The organism is Anaerolineales bacterium, assembly GCA_030583885.1.
Classification (GTDB): domain Bacteria; phylum Chloroflexota; class Anaerolineae; order Anaerolineales; family Villigracilaceae; genus Villigracilis.
Genome location: CP129480.1, coordinates 1,645,424 through 1,670,138 on the forward strand (window position 1 = coordinate 1,645,424; position 24,715 = coordinate 1,670,138).

Annotated in this window: 27 protein-coding genes; 14 read left to right on the top strand and 13 right to left on the bottom strand. The window is 53.9% G+C overall.

Annotated features, from left to right (window positions below; genetic code table 11):
- Positions 1-3 precede the first annotated feature (3 nt).
- From mtnA to QY332_08245, 5 genes are all read left to right on the top strand, one after another.
- A complete protein-coding gene (mtnA, locus tag QY332_08225; GenBank protein WKZ37914.1) occupies positions 4-1,050 on the top strand; it encodes an S-methyl-5-thioribose-1-phosphate isomerase in 1,047 nt (348 codons plus the stop codon).
- A gap of 362 nt (positions 1,051-1,412) precedes the next feature.
- A complete protein-coding gene (locus tag QY332_08230; GenBank protein WKZ37915.1) occupies positions 1,413-2,015 on the top strand; it encodes a zinc ribbon domain-containing protein in 603 nt (200 codons plus the stop codon).
- A gap of 10 nt (positions 2,016-2,025) precedes the next feature.
- Positions 2,026-2,418 carry a hypothetical protein gene (locus QY332_08235; GenBank protein WKZ37916.1) on the top strand — a complete coding sequence of 131 codons (393 nt, stop codon included), beginning with the start codon at positions 2,026-2,028 and terminating at the stop codon, positions 2,416-2,418.
- 39 nt (positions 2,419-2,457) lie between these two features.
- Positions 2,458-3,633 (top strand): transposase, encoded by a 1,176-nt coding sequence (locus tag QY332_08240; GenBank protein ID WKZ37917.1) that lies wholly within the window; start codon positions 2,458-2,460, stop codon positions 3,631-3,633.
- Positions 3,634-3,794: 161 nt separating this feature from the next.
- Positions 3,795-4,256: a hypothetical protein gene (locus tag QY332_08245; protein ID WKZ37918.1), complete on the top strand. Its 462-nt coding sequence runs from the start codon at positions 3,795-3,797 to the stop codon at positions 4,254-4,256.
- On the opposite strand, the gene QY332_08250 is transcribed toward QY332_08245, so the two are convergent.
- Entirely contained in the window at positions 4,253-4,492 is a 240-nt protein-coding gene (locus tag QY332_08250; GenBank protein WKZ37919.1) for a hypothetical protein, read from the bottom strand. The two genes, QY332_08245 and QY332_08250, sit on opposite strands and share 4 nt — an antisense overlap.
- A gap of 28 nt (positions 4,493-4,520) precedes the next feature.
- Between QY332_08250 and QY332_08255 the strand changes: the two genes are divergently transcribed.
- The 4 genes from QY332_08255 (at position 4,521) to ahcY (ending at position 9,250) form a co-directional block, all read left to right on the top strand.
- A complete protein-coding gene (locus QY332_08255; protein ID WKZ37920.1) occupies positions 4,521-5,684 on the top strand; it encodes a hypothetical protein in 1,164 nt (387 codons plus the stop codon).
- An 18-nt stretch (positions 5,685-5,702) separates the two neighbouring features.
- On the top strand, positions 5,703-6,704 hold the full coding sequence (locus QY332_08260) for a zinc ribbon domain-containing protein (protein ID WKZ37921.1): 1,002 nt from the start codon (positions 5,703-5,705) through the stop codon (positions 6,702-6,704).
- A gap of 163 nt (positions 6,705-6,867) precedes the next feature.
- Positions 6,868-7,827, top strand: coding sequence for a carbohydrate kinase family protein (locus QY332_08265; protein WKZ37922.1), 960 nt, complete (start codon positions 6,868-6,870; stop codon positions 7,825-7,827).
- A gap of 91 nt (positions 7,828-7,918) precedes the next feature.
- The gene (gene ahcY / locus QY332_08270) at positions 7,919-9,250 is read left to right on the top strand and encodes an adenosylhomocysteinase (protein ID WKZ37923.1); all 1,332 of its coding nucleotides are present in this window, start codon (positions 7,919-7,921) and stop codon (positions 9,248-9,250) included.
- A 77-nt stretch (positions 9,251-9,327) separates the two neighbouring features.
- Here the strand turns inward: ahcY and QY332_08275 are convergent, their stop codons facing one another.
- The 6 genes from QY332_08275 to QY332_08300 all read right to left on the bottom strand — a co-directional run bounded on the left by QY332_08275 (position 9,328) and on the right by QY332_08300 (position 15,129).
- Positions 9,328-10,110 (bottom strand): hypothetical protein, encoded by a 783-nt coding sequence (locus QY332_08275; protein ID WKZ37924.1) that lies wholly within the window; start codon positions 10,108-10,110, stop codon positions 9,328-9,330.
- 183 nt (positions 10,111-10,293) lie between these two features.
- Positions 10,294-11,070 carry a hypothetical protein gene (locus tag QY332_08280; GenBank protein ID WKZ37925.1) on the bottom strand — a complete coding sequence of 259 codons (777 nt, stop codon included), beginning with the start codon at positions 11,068-11,070 and terminating at the stop codon, positions 10,294-10,296.
- 207 nt (positions 11,071-11,277) lie between these two features.
- Positions 11,278-12,111: a 16S rRNA (adenine(1518)-N(6)/adenine(1519)-N(6))-dimethyltransferase RsmA gene (rsmA, locus tag QY332_08285; protein ID WKZ37926.1), complete on the bottom strand. Its 834-nt coding sequence runs from the start codon at positions 12,109-12,111 to the stop codon at positions 11,278-11,280.
- Positions 12,108-13,241, bottom strand: coding sequence for an LCP family protein (locus tag QY332_08290; protein WKZ37927.1), 1,134 nt, complete (start codon positions 13,239-13,241; stop codon positions 12,108-12,110). Before QY332_08290 ends, rsmA begins: the two co-directional genes overlap by 4 nt.
- Positions 13,238-14,455, bottom strand: a complete 1,218-nt coding sequence (locus QY332_08295) for a G5 domain-containing protein (GenBank protein ID WKZ37928.1) — start codon at positions 14,453-14,455, stop codon at positions 13,238-13,240. The genes QY332_08290 and QY332_08295 overlap by 4 nt, the downstream gene beginning before the upstream one ends.
- 14 nt (positions 14,456-14,469) lie before the next feature.
- A complete protein-coding gene (locus QY332_08300; GenBank protein WKZ37929.1) occupies positions 14,470-15,129 on the bottom strand; it encodes a cation transporter in 660 nt (219 codons plus the stop codon).
- A gap of 53 nt (positions 15,130-15,182) precedes the next feature.
- Between QY332_08300 and QY332_08305 the strand changes: the two genes are divergently transcribed.
- Entirely contained in the window at positions 15,183-15,956 is a 774-nt protein-coding gene (locus tag QY332_08305; protein ID WKZ37930.1) for an RNA methyltransferase, read from the top strand.
- A 56-nt stretch (positions 15,957-16,012) separates the two neighbouring features.
- Here QY332_08305 and QY332_08310 read toward each other — a convergent pair whose 3' ends face one another.
- The 4 genes from QY332_08310 to QY332_08325 form a co-directional block, all read right to left on the bottom strand.
- Positions 16,013-17,128, bottom strand: coding sequence for an acyltransferase family protein (locus QY332_08310; protein ID WKZ37931.1), 1,116 nt, complete (start codon positions 17,126-17,128; stop codon positions 16,013-16,015).
- A 265-nt stretch (positions 17,129-17,393) separates the two neighbouring features.
- Positions 17,394-18,359, bottom strand: coding sequence for a MoxR family ATPase (locus QY332_08315; protein WKZ37932.1), 966 nt, complete (start codon positions 18,357-18,359; stop codon positions 17,394-17,396).
- Positions 18,356-18,667 carry a hypothetical protein gene (locus QY332_08320; GenBank protein ID WKZ37933.1) on the bottom strand — a complete coding sequence of 104 codons (312 nt, stop codon included), beginning with the start codon at positions 18,665-18,667 and terminating at the stop codon, positions 18,356-18,358. The genes QY332_08315 and QY332_08320 overlap by 4 nt, the downstream gene beginning before the upstream one ends.
- Before the next feature lie 18 nt (positions 18,668-18,685).
- Positions 18,686-19,918 carry a glycosyltransferase family 4 protein gene (locus tag QY332_08325; GenBank protein WKZ37934.1) on the bottom strand — a complete coding sequence of 411 codons (1,233 nt, stop codon included), beginning with the start codon at positions 19,916-19,918 and terminating at the stop codon, positions 18,686-18,688.
- A gap of 12 nt (positions 19,919-19,930) precedes the next feature.
- Here QY332_08325 and QY332_08330 point away from each other — a divergent pair, with 12 nt between their 5' ends.
- On the top strand, positions 19,931-20,212 hold the full coding sequence (locus tag QY332_08330) for a hypothetical protein (GenBank protein ID WKZ37935.1): 282 nt from the start codon (positions 19,931-19,933) through the stop codon (positions 20,210-20,212).
- 120 nt (positions 20,213-20,332) lie between these two features.
- On the opposite strand, the gene QY332_08335 is transcribed toward QY332_08330, so the two are convergent.
- Both QY332_08335 and QY332_08340 read right to left on the bottom strand, forming a co-directional pair.
- Positions 20,333-21,448, bottom strand: a complete 1,116-nt coding sequence (locus QY332_08335) for a radical SAM protein (protein ID WKZ37936.1) — start codon at positions 21,446-21,448, stop codon at positions 20,333-20,335.
- A 47-nt stretch (positions 21,449-21,495) separates the two neighbouring features.
- A complete protein-coding gene (locus QY332_08340; GenBank protein ID WKZ37937.1) occupies positions 21,496-21,783 on the bottom strand; it encodes a DUF1905 domain-containing protein in 288 nt (95 codons plus the stop codon).
- 139 nt (positions 21,784-21,922) lie between these two features.
- On the opposite strand from QY332_08340, the gene QY332_08345 reads away from it, so the two are divergent.
- The 3 genes from QY332_08345 to QY332_08355 are packed head-to-tail and all read left to right on the top strand — an operon-like array spanning position 21,923 to position 24,713.
- Complete coding sequence (locus QY332_08345; GenBank protein ID WKZ37938.1) at positions 21,923-22,843, top strand: DMT family transporter; 921 nt, start codon at positions 21,923-21,925, stop codon at positions 22,841-22,843.
- A gap of 40 nt (positions 22,844-22,883) precedes the next feature.
- Positions 22,884-23,459 carry a GNAT family N-acetyltransferase gene (locus QY332_08350; protein ID WKZ37939.1) on the top strand — a complete coding sequence of 192 codons (576 nt, stop codon included), beginning with the start codon at positions 22,884-22,886 and terminating at the stop codon, positions 23,457-23,459.
- Positions 23,460-24,713: a hypothetical protein gene (locus QY332_08355; GenBank protein ID WKZ37940.1), complete on the top strand. Its 1,254-nt coding sequence runs from the start codon at positions 23,460-23,462 to the stop codon at positions 24,711-24,713. It begins immediately after the preceding gene.
- The last annotated feature ends 2 nt before the right edge of the window (positions 24,714-24,715 follow it).

Below are 24,715 nucleotides of genomic sequence, written 5' to 3' on the forward strand. Positions count from 1 at the left end.
GGCATGCGGACTGTATTCTGGGAAAACAACGAACTTAAGATGATCGACCAGCGCATTTTGCCGGGGCGCTTTGAGGTGCTGTCCTATCGCGGGCACCGCGAGGTGGCGCATGCGATCACGGACATGGTCGTGCGCGGCGCGCCCGCCATTGGAGCGGCCGCCGCTTTCGGGCTTGCGCTGGCTGCGTTTGAATCCGTCTCCTTCTCGACCTCCAGCCTGCTCGGTGACCTGGGTACCGCTTCCGCCAGGTTGAAGGCGGCGCGCCCCACAGCGGTTAACCTGGCTTGGGCCCTGGACAGGGTCATGGCGGTTGTGTCAACTGCCGGCGGTGGAAGAAGCGTGGATGAACTTCGTCACATGGTTTTGGCGGAAGCCCAAAAGCTTGCCGATGAAGATGTCGAGATCAACAAACGCATGGCGGAGCATGGCGCGGCGCTTATCAATGACGGCGATACCATTATCCACCATTGCAACACGGGTGCGCTCGCCACTGTGGACTGGGGCACGGCGTTGGGCGTCATCCGTACCGCGCATGAGCAGGGCAAAAGGATTCACGTCTTTGTGGATGAAACCCGTCCGCGTTTGCAGGGAGCGCGGCTGACGGCCTGGGAATTGGAACAATACGGCGTTCCCTATGAGATCATCAGCGATAATACCGCCGGATATTTTTTGAAGGCAGGCAAGGTGCAGAAATGCTTTGTCGGTTCAGACCGCACGGCCGCCAATGGGGACGTGGCGAACAAGATCGGAACCTACATGCTGGCCTTGGCGGCATTCGATAACGGCGTGCCGTTCTATCCCGTCGTGCCCACCTCCACCATTGACCTCTCCCTCGCGCACGGCGATCTGATTCCCATCGAAGAACGGAATCCGCAGGAAGTGCTCGGCCTGGAGTTCGAAGGCCAGCGCGTTGCGCCGCAGAATGCAAAAGCCCGCAACATCGCCTTTGATGTCACCCCGAACCGGCTGGTGACGGGCATTGTCACGGAAAACGGCGTGGCTTATCCGCCGTTTGAGGCGAGTTTGAAGAAACTGGTTTTGGGAGAATAGGGTTTCCTGAAATGACAGGATGCATGGTTCATAAAGAGGTGTTTGCATTTGCAAACACCTCTTTATGAATTTAACAATACAGGTCGTATATGTGCAATTGATGCGGCAATTTGTAATTAAGCTGTGAGTTTTGTTATATTGAAATCATCAAAAAACCATGCTACCATGGCTTTGAAAATAGAAAACAAGCCCGTACGATAATTAAAACTGAAAATAACAGCCGTCCCTTTTACCGGTCCCATTATAAGTGCCCCAAAATAGCAGCGTAGCAATATGGTGCAAGGTGAACCCGTAAAGGATGGCTGTTTGTGATTCCAGCCCTGTCTTCCGGATGGTTGGGTTGAAAAGTGAGAGGAGTAGTGATGTTTTGTCCAAATTGTGGGCAGCAAAATGGTTCGGAAGCGCGTTTTTGTATGTTGTGTGGGAAACCAATGCCGAATCCATCTTCTGCTATACCTGCGAAACGCGCCTGTTCCCATTGCGGGTATGTTAATCGGGGAGGGATACAGTTCTGCGAAGAGTGCGGAGAGGTTCTTTCCGCTGGGACTATTGATGGCAACAACGCCGCGGCCATTCCATCGGATTTACTACATACGCGGTTTGATAGAAAACCACAGCGCAACCTAATAAAATCCTTATGGTCCTTGGTGTTGATCACTGTATTAAGTGTTCTAGGTGGTTGGTTCCTGGGACAGGGTTTACTATGGGTAAACTCGAGCATTGCCCCGGCGCTGTTTGTTGAAGAAGTAAATGAAACTGACGCGATACATCTGGCAACTGACTTTGCCGTCAGGCAATATCCGGACATAAATTTGGATTTGCGCACTGTAGAAAGTGCTACCTACCAGGGACGGCCGGTTTATGTTGTAGATTTTATATGTGATAAACCGCCGACGGCCATCCGCATACTGGTTAATGTTCTTGATGGTGGTGTCACCCTGTTTCAATATGTATCTGGGCCATAAGGAGGATGTCATGGGTTTCTGGAAAAAAGCGTGGAATAAAACAAAAAATTATGTTGTGAAGTTGCCTGGGCGAATTGCACATAATCAGGTCGGTAGTTTCAAGATAGCCAAAGGTCCTAGTTATGGTGGCGGCTTCATCGGTGGGGCCTTCAAAGTGGGGGCAGTCCTTGCCCTGGGTACTGTTAGCTTAGTATACACAGTGGGCACTACGCCGGGCTCACCGAGCATCACTCAAATATATAACGGGACGGTAAGGAGTGTTCAATGCAACTATGCGATACAGGGTAAGGTAACTCCGTTGTCAAAAATGTGCCAGATTCCTGCATGTTCCGATGCGTTGGGTGATGAATGTAAAAGCCAGCAGGTTAAATTTCAATTATCAGTAGTTCACGAAAAGGCTTGAACGTGGTTAACTTGGCTCCGACCAAGGAAACCCATAACCATGTCCAAGCCCACAATCAAGATTACCCGAACAATTCGTTCCGAGCAAGTGCTGAATGCCTTCATGACGGTGGTTCGCAAGAACCTGCCGCTGGAATTGCGAAACACCCGGATCACTGCCGAAGATATCCTGTATGTGTTGGCATACGCCAATGTGCATCGTTTGAGCATTGAATCGGCTTGTCTGGAGTTGCAGAATGCGCCTTCGGGTAATCGTCTGCGAGAAGTATTAGCCCAGTCGCTGCCAGACCGAGCCGGTTTGCAGAACCGATTGAACCGCATCTTTCATCGGCAACTCCATCCCAGTGTATGGAAGTGCAAACGCGATTTCAATGTGGCGATTGACCTGACCCTGATCCCATATCATGGTCAGCCGTATGAAGACAGAAAGGAGATCGTACGCAGTGCACCCAAGTCTGGGACAACCCATTTTCATGGTTACGCCACGGTTTCGATTGTGCGGGACCATCGGCGCTACGTTGTGGCGTTGCGCTTCATCGAACATGGCGAGGATATGGCCGACATCGTCCGCTGGCTGCTGAAACGCCTGAAAACACTCAAATTTCGCATTCGACGGGTGTTTTTGGACAAAGGTTTCTGCTCCAAGCCGGTTTTCAAGGTTCTGGACCAACACAAGGTCAGTTTCGTAACGCCCATTCCCGTGCGTGGCAAGTCGGGCGGTGTGCGGACTTTGTTTCAAGGTAAATCACGTGTCACCACCTACACCTTTAACAGCCCAAAATATGGCATATATACAGTGCAGGCGGTGGTCGTCCAGCGCTATTCCAAAGGACGCTATGGACGACACAAGAGCAAGTGGTTTGCGTACGCCGTCTCCGGATTGCCCTCTGGCATTTTGCCTGCCCAGGTGTTTGAACTTTATCGTCAACGCTTCGGCATTGAGTCGAGCTACCGACAAATGAACCAGGTGCGCGCTCGAACTTCCACCCGTAATCCTGTCATCCGCTTGCTGCTGGTTGGTTTGGCTTTTGTCTTGTTCAATCTGTACATTGCCTTGCGCCAGAATCTGGCCTCCGCGCTTAAAACACCGTTAGAATCTTTCAATCGCTTCTGGCTTTCTTTGCGCCGTGTCGCTTTCCTGCTCAGTCGTGCCATTGAACGCTTCTGGGGTGCGACTGAGGTCATTCAACATCAATCATGTTTTGTGCTTTCGTGATCTACTGATTATCTGTAAACAGCCTCCCGCCTGTAAGTGACAAGCTGCCTGTTTCTGTGCCTGATAATTCCCCGGTTTTACCAAGTCCCACCGCGCAGCCTCCGACCATAACCCCTACGGCCTCCTCAACTGCTCGTTGTGATATTTTTAAGAATATTCCCATGTCTTTCGTCTTTTTCCCTCAAAGTTGTGGTGGATCGATGACATTTTATGTAAAAATGCCTGGCGGAGTTCCTGGATTGACATACGATGTTTTGGGTGATGACGGCAATTGGGAATATAAGGTGAAGATTGGCCATTCCGAGATTCGCAACTGCGGCCTTGAATCTGGTTATGATGAAAGGCTTTATTGCACCTTCCCTGTGCCTGTTGAATATTACAAGTCCATTCAGCCGGTTGAGGTCCATGTAAATGGTTGTAGTGAACCGGTTTTTGTCAGCGCGGTATCCATGCCTGAAAACCCCTGCCTTGTCGAAGCCCCGCCTCAACAGCCTTCGAACCAGGGCGGATCGGGACAGCAACCTCTTTCAGGCATATCATGCAGTTCAGTTGCAGACTGTGATTGGATGGGTGATTACACATGTCATCAAGGAGTTTGTATGCCGCGGGGATCAGTGCCTTAAGGAGAAAATACCATGCAATGTAAAAATTGTGGAAAGCAAGTTCCCGACACGGCAAAGGTCTGCGGGTATTGCGGGGCATCGACGGCGTTGTTTTGCCCAAATTGCGGGACGGCAAACTTGGCAGGGGCAAAATTTTGTATCAGTTGTGGAAACAAGATTGAGGGACTGGCAGCGTCCCGCACGCTGTCTCCTGCACGAACAGGGTTGTCCGGTTGGGCCTGGGTTATTTTTGGCATACTATTGGGCTTCATAGTGATTGGAGGCTTGGTAGTAGGCGGAGTCCTGCCGCTCAGGTTCGCTTCTGAAGACCCGCTACCCGCCCCGCTTGAGCCGGTCTTTGCTTCGCCGGAAGTTTCAACCGAAGTGTCAACAGAAGCGGGATACTGCCCGGAGGCCGGCGGGGTGATCCTGTATTGGAATGCGGGCTTTGATTGCACGAATGACACCGACGACCCGGGCTACCGCCAGCGGGTGGGGGATGGTTTTCAAGACTTGAACACCGGAGGATTCGATAACCAGGCGTCTGCGATCAAAATACCGCTGGGCTGGTCGGTGCATTTGTTTGCGAACCCGGGCTTGAAGGGACCAAACCTGTGTTTGAACGCCTCGCTTTCGAATTTTGAAGAACATGGGAGATTTCCGAGCAGCAATCTGCTCATCAACGACAATGTCTCCTCCATGCAGGTCTTTCGCGATGGCACCTGCGGGCAGGACCTTGCCGCGGGTGCGGAGCCTGCTCCCTGGTCCAAGGAAGAGATTGACGCGATTGCCCCAAAAGGTGTTGACTGCACAGACCAGGACCCTTGCGGATGCCTCCCTGAAGAACTGAAAATGTTCATGCCAGTGGAAGGCCATTCATCTGCTTTTGCAGATGAATTTCGCGAGCGGTTTGTCAATGAGGTTACCCCGCATGACGATGGGGTCTATGTAACGTTCAAACCCGAGTTCGCTCAATTGTACGAGGCAATGAAAGCCGTCAACTTGCAAGTTCGGATCGGCTTGGATTGGATCGAAAATGGCGAGATCAAGGGAGGAGCTTTTGAAGAAGACTGCTGGCATGATGCTGCGATGGATGACTTTGTTTGTAGCGCGGAAGTCGCTGAAGGCTTGGAGTTTATACCGGATGCATGGGGGGTTCATATCAACTACGAGTCACCGGCAGTATTTGCCTGGTGTGCGGCGGTTAATTACCAGGAAGACCTGCGACTTGATCTGCAGAATCTGACCGAACCGGATACCCAACCACAAGATTGCAGGAACTATGGCTGCCCATCCGGTCAAACCTGCAATTGGGTTGGATATTCCAGCAGTTACCAGTGCGTAAAGGAAAAGTCGAACGATTCGAGCAACTGTACGCCCGGCTGCTGGTGTGAAATCTCCGGTCAATGGGGCTGCTGGCAGTCGTGTGCGCCGCACTGCAGTGACTGATGAAAGCATGAGGAATCAATGAAATGCACAAGCTGCGGTTTCGAGACCGAAGCGGGCGCGCAGTTTTGTGGAAATTGCGGTGCGCCCATGCGGGAGAAGAAAATTGTGGCTGGCAGGGAAAACATCGCCTGCCCGCATTGCAGCGCGGAAACTCCATCCGCTTCGCGCTTCTGCCAGAATTGCGGCAGGGATGTGAAAATATCCGTGCCTGTCACACGGCAGGCACCTCCCACCGTGTCCAAACGGAAGCGGTCCCTGCCCGCTTGGGTCTGGCTGGTACTTCTCCTGCTCCTGATCGGAATTGGGGCAGCGCTCATCTTTATTCAACCTGCGGCGGAACCCGCACCTCAAACCATTGAAACAGGACCGGCCCAAGAGACCACTCCTGCCTCTGCAGATAGTCCAGCGCCAACGATGATCGCAGAGCCTGGGGAGCAGGGCCTTTTGCTGTATGACGATTTTAGCAACGATACCAGCGGCTGGCCCGCCTTTGGCGGCCCCGGCGAGAAGAGCCAGGCGGGTTATGAGAACGGTCAATATCGCTTTGCCTTCTTCTCCAAATGCGGCTGGGATGCCGCTTGGTCTCGTGATGAATATGGGGATTTCATTATCGAAACCGCCTTCAGTACCCCGGCCGACGTCCTGGATGTGGGTGCTGGTTTCACTATGCGAACGCGTGAAAAGGCTTGGTATCTTCTGTGGGTCTACCCGGCGCAAGGTGGTTATCTCTTTCAAAAGGATGTCATGGGGCAGGTCAGCGAGTTGGTCCCGTTAACCGTCTCGCCGGTCATCCGCCCGCTTGAGCAGGGTGGCAGGTTGCATCTCAAGTTGAAGGTGGAAGCACGAGGCGAACGGTTTGACCTTTGGATCGGCCAGCCCGAAGGGGTCTATGCCTATCTGGGCTCGGTCTCTGATGCAGAATTAAAAATCGGTCATCTCGGACCCTCGGCAGATTGCCCGGACGGGGCATTCGTTCCACCGGTTGAGGTGCTGTTTGATTGGGTCAAAGTCTCAAAATAATGTGTTCCTCATGAGATTGACATGATGCATTACCCTGCCTGCGGTCACGCAAAATTGGCGGCTCAAAAACTTTACATTCACAAAAGCCCGTGATAAACTTTCCCCGCTTGACATCCATGGCGCACTCGCAAGAGTGCGCCATTTACTGCGACAAGGAAACGAAATGGATATTCTGCTCACCGGCTCCGTTGCCTACGACTACCTGATGACCTTCCCCGGTCAGTTCAAGGAACAGATCCTGCCCGAACGCCTGGCGTCCATCAGCCTCTCGTTTTTGGTCGATTCGATGTCCAAACAACGCGGCGGCATCGCCCCGAACATCGCCTACACCATGGCGCTGCTTGGGCAGAAACCGCGTGTGATGGCAACCGTCGGCGAGGACTTCGGCGACTATCGCGCATGGCTGGATTCGAAAGGCGTGGATACGTCCCTGATGCAGGTCGTGCCCGGCGTTTTCACCGCCTCGTTCTTTGCCACGACCGACACTGATTCCGCCCAGATCGCATCCTTCTACCCTGGGGCAATGGCGCACTCCGCCTCCCAATCCCTGAAGGAGCTCGATCAAAAACCAGACCTGGTCATCGTCTCGCCCAGCGCGCCGGATGCAATGATGAAATTCCCGGCCGAATGCCGTGAGCTGGGCATCAAATATCTGTACGACCCGAGCCAGCAGGTCTTAAGACTCGAAGGGCATGAACTTGCACGCGACATGGAAGGCGCGTACTTCCTGTTCTGCAATGACTACGAGTTCGGTTTGATCTCCAAGAAAACAGGCTGGGATATGGGGCAAATCCTTAAGCACGTGAAGGTGTTGGTCATTACGCGCGGCAAGGATGGCGCCGATCTTTACACGGATAATACCGAAGTGCACATTCCAACCGTCCCCGAGGAGGAGATCGTGGATCCCACCGGTGTTGGGGATGCCTTCCGCGGCGGTTTCCTGGCCGGTTATGCCCATGGCTTCGACTGGAAGTTATGCGGCGAGATCGGCTCGCTATCCGCGGTATACTGCCTCGAACAACGCGGCACGCAGAATCACTCCTATACAAAGGATGAATTTGTCCAACGCTTCCGCCGTCATTTCGATGACGGCGGCAGGCTGGACCTGTTGTTGAAGTATTAAGGATTGGGAATCAGGCGTTGGGAGTCGGCCTGCTTTCCCGAAAGACCAACGAGATACGATTCCCGTACACTGAATATCGAAGGAGCAATAAATGAACAATTACGATGTGAAGGATTTAAATCAGGCGGAAGGCGGCCGCCGCCGCATGGATTGGGCGGAACGCGAAATGCCCGTCCTGCGCTCAATCCGTGAGCGTTTCAAGAAGGAAAAACCCCTCAAAGGCTTGCGTGTTTCCGCCTGTTTGCATGTGACCACTGAAACTGCGAACTTAATGGTGACACTCCAGGATGGCGGTGCGGATATCGTCCTGACCGCATCCAATCCGCTTTCCACACAGGACGATGTGGCCGCTGCGCTGGTGAACCAGTTTGAAATCCCCACCTTCGCGATCAAAGGTGAAGACAAAACAACCTATTTCAAACACATACGCGCCGCGTTGGAACACAAGCCCCATATGACCATGGACGACGGCGCCGATTTGGTTTCCTCCCTGTTCTTTATTGAGATGGGTCGCTTTGAAAAACTCGAACCGTCCCTTGCGGCTTGGGCAAAGGGACTCAAGGACGATGAACGCAAGCAGATGCTCAAAAACGTCATCGGAGGCACTGAAGAGACCACCACCGGCGTGATCCGCCTGAAGGCAATGGAGGCGGATGGTGTGTTGAAATTCCCCGTCATTGCGGTGAACGATGCACTCACCAAGCATCTTTTTGATAACCGCTATGGTACGGGCCAATCCACCATTGACGGCATCATCCGTGCCACCAATGTTTTGCTGGCTGGCAAGAATTTCGTCGTGGCCGGCTACGGCTGGTGTGGGCGTGGTCTCGCCTCCCGTGCCCGCGGCATGGGGGCCCAGGTTATCGTCACCGAGATCGACCCAATGAAGGCACTCGAGGCGGTCATGGACGGTTATCAGGTCATGCCGATGGACAGCGCCTCCAGAATTGGCGATATCTTTTGCACGGTTACGGGTGATATCAATGTCCTGGATAAGAAGCACTTTGAATTAATGAAGGATGGCGCGATCGTTGCCAACTCCGGTCACTTCAATGTCGAGATCAATATTCCCGCACTGGCGAAAATGAGCGTGGGCGAGCCGAATCTTGTCCGCCCGTTCGTTGAACAGTACACCACCAAGGATGGGCGCAAGATCAACATCCTCGGCGAGGGACGCCTGATCAACCTCGCCTCCGCCGAAGGGCATCCTGCCTCCGTAATGGACATGTCCTTTGCCAACCAGGCATTATCCGCTGAATACATGGCGAAGAATGCCGACAAACTTGAGAAGAAGGTCTACTCGGTCCCGACCGACATTGATAACGAGATTGCCCGCCTTAAACTTGAATCCATGGGCATTCGCATTGACATCCTCACCGACGAACAGTTGAAGTACCTCAGCTCATGGGAAGAGGGAACTTAAGTCAATATTGGACTGACGATTTGGGATTTACAAAAAGCCTTGCGGAGCTTGCTCCGCAAGGCTTTTTACTTTCTTTTCTATGGACAGGTCATAATCACGACCTTTATGGCTGCTTTGCCTGTTGCATTGAATGCCTCTACACCGTATTGTACGGGCAGATTGATCGGGAAAGGACCAAACGGCGGAAGATTAAATGAAGTGGTATTTGCTGGAACGCTGGTCAGTAAAGCGCCATTACGGTAGATATTGAATCCATCTTCGTTGTTGGATTCATCTTCCCAATTTAAAACACCCTGATAAAGGAAGGTTTGTGGCGGGACGGGATTGATCATGACGCAGTTCTTGGTAATGGTTGGGTTATTGACTGGCGCAGGAATGGATGGTGTCGGCGTCAGCGAGGGGGTGGGTGTGGGCGGAACGGGATATTCCGGAAGATTGGTGGTGTTGCCGGCCACGGTAGCGTGCTGACCCCACAGCCAGCAATTCCCGGATCCGCCGGGGGTTTTGATGATCCAGTAATTCGTGGACGAATTTTTACCGACCACTTCAGCCGTTTGCCCGACGTTCAAGCCGCCGATCAGGTCGTACTGCGTGCCCGGACCCGTACGGCAGTTCGTGTTGACACTGACGCTCACGGTCGGCACCGAAGGCGTCGGCGTGAATTCCGGAGTAGATGTGAGCTCCGGCGTTGCCGTCTCCTGAACGAGTGCGGGGGTGCCGGTTTCCAGCAGCTGTGCCTGTGCGGTGAGCGTCAATGCAAAATCCGGGGTCGGGGTGCCGTTCCCACTGGGCAGGTTGCAGGCGGATAAAATGATGATCACCAGCAGGAATGCCACTGGAGTAAGTCTTCTTCGTGACATTATTTTGCTCCTTTCTGATGAACCTATTATGACATAATGTGATTACAGGTCAATGCGTGGAATGTGCTATTGGTACTATTCTCCTGAAGTCCTTGGTACTGGGAAAACGCTGCCATTACCACAATAAAACCGCCTCGCAGGTGTACACCCGCGAGGTGGTTATTCCTGCCTATCAAGATTGCCCTACGGACAGCCCTTTGTTACGCTCTTCTTAGACGCCTTGCCCGCAGCATTAAAGGCTTCGACCTCAAAGATGGATGCAATTCCCGGCAGGAATGGACCGCCGGGTGCGGATGCCACATTGTATGAAGTGCTGTTTGCTGGAATACTGGCAAGCAGTACACTATTCGCATAGATGTTGAATCCGTCTTCGTTATTGGATTTATCCTCCCATTGCAACGTGCCGGAGTGGATGGCGTTGGGGCATGCCATGTTCATGGTGACGTTGTCTACTGCCGCAGGCGCGGACGGGGTGGGCGTGGTTGTGGCAGTCGGTGTGGATGACGGAGTTGGCGTCGGCGGAACAGGATATTCCGGTAAATTCGCCGTGTTTCCGCTCACAGTTGCATATTGCGGGAACAGCCAACATGTACCTGAACCATTGAGTCTCTTAATGATCCAATAACCTGTTTGCGTGTTTTTTCCAACTATTTCTGCGGTTTGCCCAATAAGCAAACTATCAATGTTATCGTACTGTGTACTCGGACCTGTACGGCAGTTCGTGTTAACACTGACGTTCACAGTTGGGACGGAGGGCGTGGGGGTGGAGTCCGGCGCGGATGTGAGCTCCGGCGTTGCCGTCTCCTGAACGAGTGCGGGGGTGCCGGTTTCCAGCAGCTGCGCCTGCGCGGTGAGCGTCAATGCAAAATCCGGGGTCGGGGTGGCTCCGCCAGGCAGGTTGCAGGCGGATAGCGCAATGATCAGAAGTACATACAATATAAAGCTTGGTTTCCTCTTCATTTTTTTCTTTCTCCTTTTGTAAACGTTAAAATAACTCCTCAGACGGGTCGATTATTACATACTTTGATGAGTGGTCAAGCAGGGGAATATGCCCGCGGTACCATATGCGGATGTACCATTGGTACTATTCGAAAAATGGACGGCGGCCTGTTTTTCAGCAGCAAACATCCGGGTTACGCCAGGTAACTTTCGGGTTAAGCCAACAAATTACCGCTTCTCGCACAGTCCTTTCCACTCGTCGATGGAAAGCGTCTCCGCCCGCCGCATGGGATCGATCCCTGCCGAAGTGAGCAGGGATTCTGTGTTCTGCGGGGAAATGTGCAATCCCGATGAAAGCGAGTTGCGCAATGTCTTGCGCTTTTGTCCAAAACCCGCTTTGGTGAGTTTGAAGAAGGTATCCACCAATTCCTTTGAGATGAGAGGTTCTTCGTAGATGTCGATGCGCAGGATGGCGGAATCCACTTTCGGCGCGGGGTGGAAGGCGGCAGCGGGGATTCTTCCTGCGATGCGGGGCTGACCGTAGACCTGCACGCTCAACGCCAGCAGACTCAAGTCCCCGGGCTGGGCACAGATGCGTTCCGCCACTTCCTTTTGGATGGTCAACACCACGCGGCGCGGTTTCGGGAGGTTTTCGAGCAGGTGACGAATGATTGCAGAAGTGATGTTATAGGGAATATTCGCCGCGACGATGTAATTCGGCTGGTCAATTAATTCCGCAATGGACAGCTTGAGAATATCGCCATGCACCACGCGCACATTCTGATAAGGCTGGAGAACTGCCTGCAATGGAATGAGCAGGTCGCGGTCCAGTTCGACCGCTGTCACCTTTTTGGCAGAGACAGCCAGATAACGGGTGAGACTGCCAAGGCCGGGTCCGATCTCAAGGACACAGTCATCCCCTTGAATTTCCGCAGCGGCGGCGATCCTTTCCAGCGCCGATTCATCCTGCAAAAAATTCTGCCCGAGGCGTTTATCGGCGCGCAGACCAAATCGTTTAAGCAGCGCGGAGGCATTGAGGGGAGGAATGGGAGCTGAATTCATTCGCAAACAGAGACGGGGTCTACTTCTTCATCGGCCGGCCGGCCGGCGGCAGGCGGCGGGGGCCAGATGCCGTTTTGAAACTGCGTGACATACTCGCGCAGGATGGTGAAGTCGGCATCCACGATGGAGATGCGTTTATCGAAGACGGGGTCATAGATGCGGGTTTGCCTGAAGAGTTCCTGCGGGAAACTCGCAAAGGCGATGTTTTGCGGCGGCATTTGTGTGCCGAGGCATGCCAGCTGACTGAGCTGTTCCGGTGTGAAATCGGTGCGGATGTTGTCCTTAAACGATTCGATCAATTGAGGGATCTGCGTGACAACCCGTGGGCTGGTGACCTTTTTTCGCAGGGCGCACACCACCAGGTTTTGATTGTCGGCACGTTCAAAGGTTCCGCCGTCGCGGTTGCGGACCACTTTGAGGGTCTGGTCGCCGTCCAGGTGGTTATCCCCGACGGGCAGGTCCATACTGCGCGCGGTCTGTTTATCGGGGATGTTGATGTCGATTCCGCCGAGTGCATCGACGATGTTCACGAAGGTGCGCATGTTGACGGTGACGTAATGATCCACTTGAATGCCGAAATTGAGGTTGAGGGTGAGCGCGAGCAGGCCCGAACCTCCGCTGGGGTCGTCCCAGTATTTGAAGCCCGGCTGACCGTATAAATAGGCCTGATTGAGTTTTTCGTGGTCCTGTCCGTTCAGGTTATCGGCAATGTGCGGGATCTCCACCCATAGATCGCGGGGGAATTCAAGCACGGTGACCTTGGGCGTTACAAAATCGACTCGCAGGATGCGGATGGCGTCTGCCAGCCCGTAGGTGTAGTTGTCGCCGCGTGTGTCCGCGCCGATGACAAGGATATTCATGAGGTCAGGGCCGCCGCATTTTGCCTGCGGTGTGCTGGTGGCAAAGGAAACCGTTGGCGCAAGCGTGACCACCCCTGCTGAAGTGGGCAAGGGACCGGGTGAAGCCGTCCAGGTGGGCGGCAGGGTTTGTGCGGCGGCCGGAAGCCCGGGTCCAAGCGGCTGGGCGGCAAAGGCGCGGTAGGTTTGCAGAAGGTTAATTCCGGCCGCCAGCAGGACGGCCGAGGCGATAACGGTAAGAACGGCGATGATTGTTTTTTGGAAAGGTGTCATTTTAAGAAGTAAGGGATTTCCGCCGGCGCCGGCGCAAGGAAGTATACCGTCACCCAGCCGGAAAGCCCGCCGATGTTGTTGTCGTCGTACCCGAGGTCGATCCATTTGGTGCGCGGCACGCCGAGCGCCGTTTCGATGATCGGTCCGCCGCCGGTGTCGCCGATGGTGGCAAGTCCATAGCCGGGGATGTACACCCGCATCCCACCCAGATAGGAATAGATCGAATAATCCACGGCCACAATACCATAACCGGCGCGCGCGCCGCTGGCCGTTCCGTACGAACAGCCGTTGATACCGGAGTTGCAGGGCGAATACCATGTGGCGTACATTTCCGTGGCGTGCCAGTATTCCTGCGGGGAACCGCCGCCCAGCGGTGAAAGCACAATCTTTGAGCCGTTTGCCACAATGCGGGTTTGCGGTTCTCGAAGCACGCCTTCCGACTCTACTTCGCGGCTGACCTCCGCGCCATTTTCGTAGCGGATGCGCGTGCGAACCATTGCCACGCCCTCCACGCCGGGCTGGATGATCTCATCCTGCCCAAATGGGATGTCGGGAGACTCTCGCGTTTCAGTGGAGAATGGGATCGGTTCCAACTCGATGCTGATGGATTCCCGGACCCGTGTGACCTGGATCTGTCCATCGGCGGGCAGTGCCTCGTTCTCTGCAGGACGGCTGATATCGAGACCCGTCAGCGGAATCCCAGCCTCTGCAAGCGCCCCACCAACCGTCCCTGCGGCAGAGCGGATGCGCATCGCATGGCCGTCAACCGTCACGAACAGATCCCGGGCGGGGGCATAGGTCACGATGATTGAGTCGATCAGCGGGAAATCGAGAGGCGGGTTGACATGGTCATTTTTGCCGAGCAGGGCGCCCTCCTCGCTCAAGGCCTCCCCGACCGTCAAGGCGGAGGAATAAATCCCTTGCTCTCCGAGGGGCGTGACGAGGGTGAACGGCACCGCGCGGCGCAATTGCAAGTGGACTGCGCCGCCTACGGTGATGGGCTGATCCAGCGCATGGGGAACGCCGTTGACGATGACGCGGTCCTTTGCACCCGGCACGATACCTGCATCGGCCAGGATGACCAGCGGGACGCGCTCGCTGGTATTGACGCGCAGGATGGTTTCGCCGTCAAGGATGGTGATGGACATGCTGTTTGGCTGGCACGCCGATAAAAAAAGAATCAGCACGAACGCCAGCCAGCGAAGGTATTTCATACGGTAATTATATACTAGTGACGGTCTTCATCATCGCAGGCACATTCCAGTCCCCTGGCTTTTTCGAAGGCCTCCCGCCCTTCCTTCGTTGAAAAATAGATCAACCCGATCGCGCCGAGGCTGTCCACGAAGCCGATGCCTGTCAGTTCGTAGATGAAACTCGATGCCAGCAATACCACGGACATATAAACACAAACCATTGTGCAGTTCGCGTCGGCAAGGATGGGTATGGAATGGAGCGCGTGTCCCACTCTGCGTTTGCCTGCCACCAATGCCCACATGACCGCGATCGAAAGGATCGAAATGATCAAGCCCGGCAGGGTTGTCTCGGGTTTATGGTTTGTGGCGATGTTGTATACGGCTGTCACCCCCAGCCCGGCAACCAGGATGTAAAACGCCGTGCCGGTCACGCGCAGTGCCGTCACTTCGAACGGTGTGCGCGAGGAATTCGGGTTGCGCCGGATGCGGTGGACCATCACCAAGATCCCGACTCCCGACATGACCTCGATGAACGAATCCACACCGAAGCCGAAGAGCGCCAGCGACTCATCGCTCAGGCCGAATCCGATCGAAACCAACCCTTCCACAATGTTGTAAAGGATCGTAAAAATCGCCAGCCAGAGCGCGTAATTCCAGTAGGGTTTTTGTGTGGCTTGCTCGGTCATGGTTGACATGGCTGCTCCTGTTCAACCGATGATACTACAGGAATTCGGATACAATTCCCCGCATGAACATCATCACCAGCACGTCCAATCCGCTCATCAAGAAGGTGCGCGCGCTCCGCCAAAAAAGGACGCGCAACGAAAAGGGAACTTTTCTCGTCGAGGGGATCCATCATGTGGGCGAGGCGGTGGAGGCGGGTTGGGACATCGAAACGATCCTGTACGCCTCGGGGGTGTTGACCAGTCCCTTTGCGCACGCTTTGATCAACCGCTTCGCCATTAAGCCCCAGGCTGTCTCTGCCCAGGTAATGGAATCATTGGCTGACAAGGACAACCCGCAGGGCATCCTTGCAGTGGTGCGGCAGAAAAAATTTACTTTCGCAGACTTGCAATCCGTTGCCCGCGCGGTTGCGCTCGTCTCCCCGCAGGACCCCGGCAACGTCGGCACCATCCTGCGTACCATGGATGCGGTCAATGGCGATGCGCTCTTCCTGCTCGATGGCGGCGTGGAACCGTATCATCCCACCGTCGTCCGTGCCAGCATGGGGACTCTGTTTTGGAAGCCCGTCGTGCAGACTTCATTCGATACGTTTATCGAGTGGGCGCGCGGGGAGACCATGCAGCTCATCGCCACCTCCGCCAAAGCGGAAGTGGCTTATCGGGCAATCATCCCTCAACCTCCATGGATATTATTATTGGGCAATGAGCAAAAGGGACTCTCTCCCGAACAATCCGCCGCCTGTGACGTGACCGTCTCCCTGCCCATGCAGGGACGCGGCAGTTCGCTCAACCTGTCCGTTGCCGCAGGGGTTTTGTTGTATCAGTTTGAAGGTTCATGAATGAATCATCGTTCGACACAAAAGGCTCTTCCAGAACCTTTTGTGTTGGGGTGTTTTTAGTTGATTTCGGCAGGCTCCGTCCGGTTTTGACGCTGCTGCCCGCCGGCGGCTTGCGTTTTTTCGTCCGCCGGCCTCAGTTTCCCAACCGCCTGTGGGAAATGGGTGTTGAAAAACTTTATCAAGGTATGTTTGGAAACCACCAGGCATATCAGGGAAAAAGCAATGGTTATAAACGGGTTGATGAGGTCGACCTTTAGGCGAAGCATTTCCAGCAATTGCGTGAGAATGGATTTTGTCACATCTTCGGTTCCACAAAAGGCGAGCGTTTCCCGCCCCAATTCTCCGAAAAACAGAACGCGCGCAAATAGTTTTGCGGCAAGCACGTTGAAATAGATCAATATCAATGCCATGAGGACATTAAAAACTTCATACGGAAGCCCGAATGCAGGGATGGCGGGAAATTGCAGAACGATCTTATGGAAAAGCCAGTCAGAACCGGTTAAATAAATAATGGCGGTCATTGCAAAGGTCGCAACGATCAATGGGCTTTCCAGCAGGCGGCTTTTTAATGAAGTCCGTTCACTGTGTAGAAGAGGAAAAAAAATACGCCCAAGGGAATAGTAAATATAATAAAAAAGCGCACTGTCCAAATTCAGGAACCAGGACGGGTCTTGCGCGGGGTTGTTGGGTAGAAGGGTTAGGGTCGCGATAAATGTGCCGATGGAAACCGCCAATGAAAAGACGGGCAGTTTGAAAACTTTAAGGACAAAATAGTCAATGATAATCACCAGGTACAGGCAGGGAAGAAACCATAACGAACCTGCGAGCACCTGATTCCGTATGCCAAACACAAAGGACATGGCGGCGTCCCTTGCCTCCGCAACACCCCAGTTGTTTTGGATGGTAAAGACAATTAATGCAATGATGCTAAAAACCGCATAGGGCACCATGAGCTGCAAGGTCTTTTTTTTGATGAAGTTGAAAGGGGTCTCCCTGGAATACCTGGATGAAAAAAAGCCTGCGGCAAAGAAAAACATTGGTACGTGATAGGTAAAAACGAATGGAAAGGCCTTGCCGGCGGCGGTGCCAAAATGACCAACATAAATGGCCCATATTCCGAAAAACCTAAACACATCGACCCATTCTATTCTGGTCTTGTCTGCATTTGTCATTTGCAACTCGTTTGTGTGCATTGGAAGTGTCCAGGAGATGGATGAAACTTGCGCTCTTTCGGGTGCATTGGCACGATCCAGCTGCCGGCTTGCATGGACGTTGGCGTAGTATAAACCCATTTTAGCGGGGATGGCCAAGCATGTTTTATGACAGGAACGCAAAATGATCCTTAATAAGTGCCGATTTTCCAGAATCGTTTGAAATTTAAATCTTAAGAATCCCCTGACACCCGCCGCTCATCGCTAGGTGGCCTTACGCCCGGAGCTAGTTTCCGGAGAACCGGCCAAAATCATCCGCGGGTGGTCTCTGCCTCGGCTGCTGCGGTGGATTTATCAACTGCCGCTTTGCCTTCTGCAGATCCGCTTCGTGTTTCAGCAGGACGGATAGCGTATCTTCCAGCACATCCTTATCCAACTGGGACGCGTTCAACGCCACGAGCGCATTCGCCCAATCCAGAGTTTCGCTGATGGACGGGGATTTGCGCATGTCCGCTTTGCGGAGGCGCTGTACGAATTCCACGGCTTGCTGTGCCAGTTTGGGATTCAAGTCGGGGACCTTCAAATGCACGACAGCAAGCTCTGCCTGCAAAGTTGGATAGTCAATGAAAAGATACAAACAACGCCGTTTCAACGCCTCGGAGAGTTCGCGCGTGTTGTTGGATGTGAGGATCACGAAAGGTTTATGCTTCGCTGTCAGTGTCCCCAATTCGGGTACGGATATTTGAAAGTCACTCAAAACTTCGAGCAGGAATGCTTCAAATTCGGCATCCGCACGGTCGATTTCGTCGATCAATAGCACCGTCGGCTTTTCGCTTAAAATCGCCTTCAATAACGGACGTTGCAACAAAAACCGTTCGGAGAAAAAGACGTCCTCCTCTTTTGCCAATTTGTCTGCGGCTTCAGCGAGCGACCCGGCTTTGCCGAGCGTGTCGTTCAATTTGTCGCGCAATAACTGTGTGTACAGCAACTGTTTGGAATATTCCCACTCATACAACGCCTTCGACTCGTCCAGGCCCTCATAGCATTGCAGACGGATCAATTCCCGTCCGGTCGCACCTGCGATGGCTTTTGCCAGTTCCGTCTTGCCCACGCCCGCAGGACCCTCCGCCAGAAGCGACTTGCCCAGTTTTTGTGCGAGGTAGACGATGGTCGCGATCTCGGCGGATGCGATGTATTTTTGTTTGTTCAATTCGGATTTAACGGTGGATGTACTGTCAAATAATGTGGTCATTGAGGTTCCCATATTTTCTTCAATCGTTCAATTTGTTTCCACCCTTCATCCTTCTTCACGGGCTGAATCTGCAAGTCGGTGAAGTACGCATCCAGCACGGCGGCGCGCTCCTGCGCCAGCGGCGGGACGCAGTAATCCTCCTCCTCCCAGATCGCCACGCCTTTGGATTGCCAGCGCGCATGATCCAGCCCCATGTGCAGCGCCTGTCCGAACGGACGCATGGCGCGAATCTCGCTTGAATCCAGCCATGCCCGCAAGGCCTTCATTTTTGACGGAATTGGCTTGGCAGTGACAAGGTAGTATGCCACCTGCACCTCCTTCTTGAGTTAAACCTTCACTCCAATCGTTCGATACACATCCAAATTAGCCCGCAATTCCTTCTCTGGCGTAAACCTGTTCATGATGGATTCTCTCGCGTTTTTGCCGAGTGCGGCACGCTTCTCAGGATCATCTAACAAATCCAGAATGTTCCCTGCCAGTGTATTTGCATCATTGACGTTTATAAAGATACCATTCTTTCCATCTCGAATCACATCCACTGCACCGCCGACGGGCGTGGCAATGACAGGTTTTTCACATGCCATCGCTTCCAGCAGGGCGTTGGGCATTCCGTCTCGTAATGAAGGGTGAACGAAGACGTCAATCAGCGAGTAGTAGGCAGGCAGATACTTATGGGGGACATGTCCTGTGATGATGATTCGACCATCGGGATTCGCGCTTCGGAACTCCGCCAGGGCTTGCTCATCCGCTCCAGCTCTTACCTGCCCGACGATTAAGAACGTGACGGGTCGTTTTTTATTGACCTGCGCATAGCCAGATAAGAGGGTAGCCAGTCCCTTCTTTTCGCGCAGTTCGCCAACGAAGCCGATTACGGGCACGCCCGACGATGAACCGTCGTGCTGATATACGAAGGGTGCTGAAGAGCCCTCAAGCCCCGAAGGGGCTGCATAGGAATAGCCGTGGACAAAGGTCCACGGCGTTGGCATGCCGAGCGACTCGCCTAAAAGCAGGTGTCGCTCCATTGGTTTGAATCGCTCAACATCAATCCCGTTTGGAATCAACTGCACGTCTCTATCAACGAACGCTTTTGCCTTCTTCGCCAGTTCGTTGGCATTTGTTGTCACTGCCTCCGCATTTTGAAGTGCATACATTACATGCGAGAATTTGGACGGGTCAAATGCGGCGCGCTCAATGTCATTGCCACGGATGGATACGACGCTGGGAACACCCAAATACTTCCCCGAATAGGTGCCGACGAATCCCGCTTGCGGAAGAAAATACGCATGGATCACATCGAACGGCTCGCGTTTGTGTTCTTCAACAATGAGTTCGAACCAATCCACAAGTGTATCGTCCACGCGTTTGTGTGCGCCAAAGCGTGTGAGGTGGACTCCGCTTGAAGGTTGAGTCTGCTGGAGGGTGGCTGGCAGGGTGGAGGTTGGGATGAAGAGGCGGATGTCATGTCCGGCCGAGGCGAGCAGCTCCCCCAATCGTCCTGTTGAGATTGCAAGACCGCCGAGGTCTGGTGTATACTTTTCGCTAAGCAAGGCGATTTTCATAGAGGTGTCTCAATGGCTGAACAATGTGAAATGATAATCGGTTATCTTGTGCCGCATCAGTGCGATAACCCATCGCTGGGGTCGTGCGTGAAATGCGGGCGCGGTTTTTGTGATGAACACACGAATGCGGCTCAACAGGGGCGTGTATGCCTGGCCTGTCAGCAGGGACTTGAGATGCCCGTGGCGCTGCCGATCGCTGCTGCGCTGTTCACGCCTGGCGACCTGGATACATTTGGGCGTGCCAGCGCCTGGGACGATGAGAACAGCGGGGATATGTTTTCTGATCTAAGTTAACATGCTGTTGCGGGCGCCGTTGGTTGAGTAGTTAAGGATGGTCGTATCGAAACCAGGTGCGCAGCAATCTCATGATATAGAGTCTGCTTCGTCGCCGCAAAGCGGCCCCTCGCAACGACATTAATATGGTCCAATCATCTCCCAGATTCTTTTGTTCTCATCAATAAAATCATCACAGCGCTGACACGGCTTGAGTGACGGTGGATGCATCTTCAAGCGCACCTGACGATATGCCGAGCCGTCCCAAATTTCCCTGAACGATTGATGGATGATATTGCCAAGCGGGGGGATTTTTTCGCGTGTCATACAGCAGACATAGACATTGCCATTGAAGTCAATGAGACTGTGCGTCCACGGCGCGTAGCAGGGATGTTTTTCATAATAGCCGAAGGCGTACCTGCCGGCGCGTCCCAAACGAACCTCGGACTCGCCCCTGCCAAAGGGGAACGCATCTTCATCTGAAACGATCAGCCCCAGTTCGAGCGCGCGTTCTGCGATACGTGGCGCGATCTCTACGTTGAACTTGGCGATGTCCTTCTTGCGCATGGACAGGATCTCGCCGCAATGGTCATCCACGGGAATCAAGTTGATGCCGTCTGCGCCGAGTTGATGGGCGATGTCAGGGAGGCTGGCAAGTGTCTCGTAATTTGTGCGGCTGACCACGGTGTTGATGCGGATGGCCAGCTTGCCTTTGTGCTTGTAACGGCGGAAGAATTCCACGGCTTTGACAGTGGCTTTGAACGCGCCTTCCACGCCGCGAATTTTTTCGTGCATCTTGCGGATGGGGGAATCAATGGAGACATTCACCCCGCGCAGACCCGCCTCCACCAGCCGCTTGGCTTTTTCCTTGGTGATGAGCGTGCCGTTGGTCGTCATGGTGACTTTGATGTCGAGCGATGCCGCCAGTTCCACAAACTCAGGGATGTGCGGACGCAACATCGGTTCGCCTCCTGAGATGTGGATTTTCTGCGTGCCCATCTCCGCCAGTTCGCTGATGACTTCCTTGAACCTCTCCGCGCTGACGGGCGGCTCGCGCGTCTCGCGCCAATGATTGCACATCTCACATTTCAGGTTGCAGCCGTAAAACACCTTGAACTTGACATACAGCGGCTTGAACGGGCGCGCGTTCTGGACGGCATGTTTGAGCTCTTCTTTTTCATTGGCGATGGTTTCAGGGCTGTGCATAACAGGTAGTTGGGCAATTGTATCACCCGTGATGATGGAAATAAAAAGCAACCGCCTTGATATTGCTGGCAGCTGCTGTACTGTGTGGGACTTGGCGCTTATAAACGAATTTCAAGCTGTATTGTCACATTGTCGCCCTCTTTGAGATTCTCCGCTTTTTGGGCACTCATTCGGATGGGTACAAGGTAACTGCCATCTTTGGGGAAGAGGGACGTTTTCCACTCGGTTTTGCCGACGCGCACGTGGACGGGAATCACTCCCCAACCATACGTCACCAATCCTGATACTGCTTTTATTTCCTGGCTCTGCTCTGCTGGAACGGCGACGAAGAGATAGGGAGCGGGACCGCGCCAGTGGAAAATTTTGCCTTCGAACTTGATGACCATTTTTGCAGTATATCAAACTTTACATCGATAAGACCCCATGGGATTGCGTGCCACAAGTTTCCAAATGGGTTGGCGTTTTACAGTAAAATCTACCCGCCGCATCCCCAACCTGTCATCCGACCCTTGGAACCATTCTCCCATGCGCATCAAAGCCGACCTGACCCTCCTGCTCGTCTCCATCATCTGGGGCTCCGCCTTCGTTGCCCAGCGCGTGGCGGGACAGATGGGCAGCGTCTATCAATTCAACGGGGCGCGCTACCTGCTTGCCGCGCTGGTCGTTATGCCGTTTGCGTGGCGGTCATTGCAGACGGTTAATGACGCAAGCCAGGCTGCAAGCCGGACCCACATGCCGCGCGAGCAATACACATGGATGTTCGTGGCGGGCTTCTTCCTCTTTTTGGGGAGCGCGTTCCAGCAGGCGGGCATGGTCTACACCACGGCGGGCAACGCGGGTTTCATCACAAGTTTGTACGTGGTGCTGGTACCGATTGCGTTGTTCCTGTTCTGGGGCGAAAAGCCGCATTGGATGTCCATCGTCGCGGTGGGGCTGGCAGGCACGGGCGCATTTCTCCTGTCCACGGGTGGGAAGTTTGAACTTCACCTCGGCGACGCACTCGAACTGATCGGCGCATTGTTCTGGACGTTCCACGTCATTATTCTGGGAAAATACGCATCCAAATTCGAGGCGATGTCCTTTTCGGTCGGTCAATTGATCGTGTGCGGACTGCTGAACCTCTGCGTCGGTGTGGTCGTCGAGCCGATGATGCCGTACGATCCGCAACTGATGTTTGCCATCGCCTACACGGCCCTGTTCTCGCTCGGGCTGTGTTACACACTGCAAGTCTGGGCGCAGCGGCATACGCCTCCCGCCGATGCGGCGTTGATATTGAGCCTCGAATCTGTGTTTGCGGTGCTGGCGGGTTGGCTGCTGCTGGATGAAACGCTGATCGCGATCCAGATCTTTGGCTGTGCGTTGATCTTTGTGGCGGTCATGCTCTCCCAGTTCAAGGAGTGGACATCAGGTACAATTGACCGTGACCATTTGGTTGAGGGGCACTGACCTGCAACTTTCAACCTCAAACCTTCAAACCCCGACACCCATGAGCTCTGACGAACTTGACCTTTCCTTTCATCCGCTCACACAAAAGCTGTGGCGCGATTTCGAGATTCTGTTCGGCGAGCGCGGTGCCTGCGGCGGATGCTGGTGCATGTTCTGGAAACTGCGCGGTAAGGCCTTCGATGAAAACAAAGGCGACGGGAACAGGCAGATGCAAAAGTCCATTGTGGATGCGAAGATTGCTCCAGGTTTGATCGCCTATTCCGAAGGATATCCCGTCGGCTGGGTGGCAGTCGAGCCGCGCAGTCAATATCCAAAACTGGCTCATTCGCGCGTCCTCAAACCAGTTGACGATCAGGATGTGTGGTCTGTCACCTGTTTCTTTATCGAAAAGAATCACCGCCGCCGGGGGATTGCGGTTGAATTGCTGAAAGCCGCAATAAAACATGTGAAGAAGCATGGCGGTAAAATTGTGGAAGGGTACCCGCTGGATTCAAAGACGAACCAGCCCGCCCCATTCCTGTTTACCGGCACGGCATCGGCATATGTAAAAGCAGGCTTCAAGGAAGTTGCGCGGAATGCACCGACGCGCCCCATCTTTCGGTTTGTGATCGAATAAATGACCTTCCAGCCTCCGTCCAAGTCACTTACGCCGCGCGATTATCAATTCATTGCGCTTGTCACGATCCTGTTCCTGGTCGTCTCGACGGCGCTGGTCTTTGCCAACCTTTCGCTTACGGGTGGCGGCGATTTTTACGTCCATTGGGTGGGTGCGCGCGCTTTTCTTTTTGATTCGATCGACCCGTACAGCGGGGAAGTCCCTGTGCGCGTGCAGGAATTGATGTATGAAGGCCCGGCGCAGGCGGGGGATGAGCCCTACATTCTGGATACGCCCTTTCACATTCTCCTGCTCTTTTTCCCCCTCTCGTTTCTTCCCGACCCGCAGCTTGCCCGCGCGATATTTACCTTGATCCTCGAACTGGCTTTGTTCGCGCTTGCCTACTTCAGCCTGCGCCTGACGGATTGGGAAGTGCCGCGTTTCCTATATGTTTTATTTTTTCTGTTTTGTATATTCAATTTCTACGCAGTTCAAGCCATTCTGGAGGCAAGCCCCGTTCTACTGCTGGGCTTGATCTACGCCGGCATCCTGCTTGCCCTGCGCGCCGAACAGGATGAACTCGTCGGGGCATTGATGGCGGTCTCTTTGTTCTATTGGGAGGCCGGCGCACCGTTCTTGTTTCTGGTTGCGTGGCGCATCTATAAGGAGGGACGTATACGAGTATATGCGGGTTTCGGGATGCTTTCCATTATATTGTTAGCCATATCCTTTCTCCTCTATCCAAACTGGCTCATCCCTTATTTGCGTGCCGGAATGAATAACCTGCGCGCCGACTTTGGCTTCACGATCCACGAGGCATTTTCCCAAATTTTCCCGTCACTGGGCGGGACGCTTGCCTGGATATTCATCGGCATTCTGGTGATCCTCCTCGGCTACGAGTGGAGTACCGCCCACAATGCGGAGTTCAGAAGATTTTATTGGGCATGCTGTCTCTCGCTGGCTGCGGCGCCCATGCTCGGTTTTCGCACCGAAATGGAAAATCTCGCGGTGCTGGTGATTCCGCTGGCCTTCATCTTTGCCGTCGTTCATGACCGCTGGCAGCGCATTGGAAATGGTTTGACGACCCTGCTCCTATTGGCTGCCTTCCTTGTCCCCTGGGTCATGTATTTTTTTGTCCTGCCACGCCTGGGCCAGGTGACCGATGGGATCATGTTCCTCTTCGCTCCCCTCTTCACCCTTCTGGGCTTATACTGGATGCGCTGGTGGGCGCTGCGCCCGCCTCGCACCTGGGTTGACTTGGCGCCGCGTACATAGAT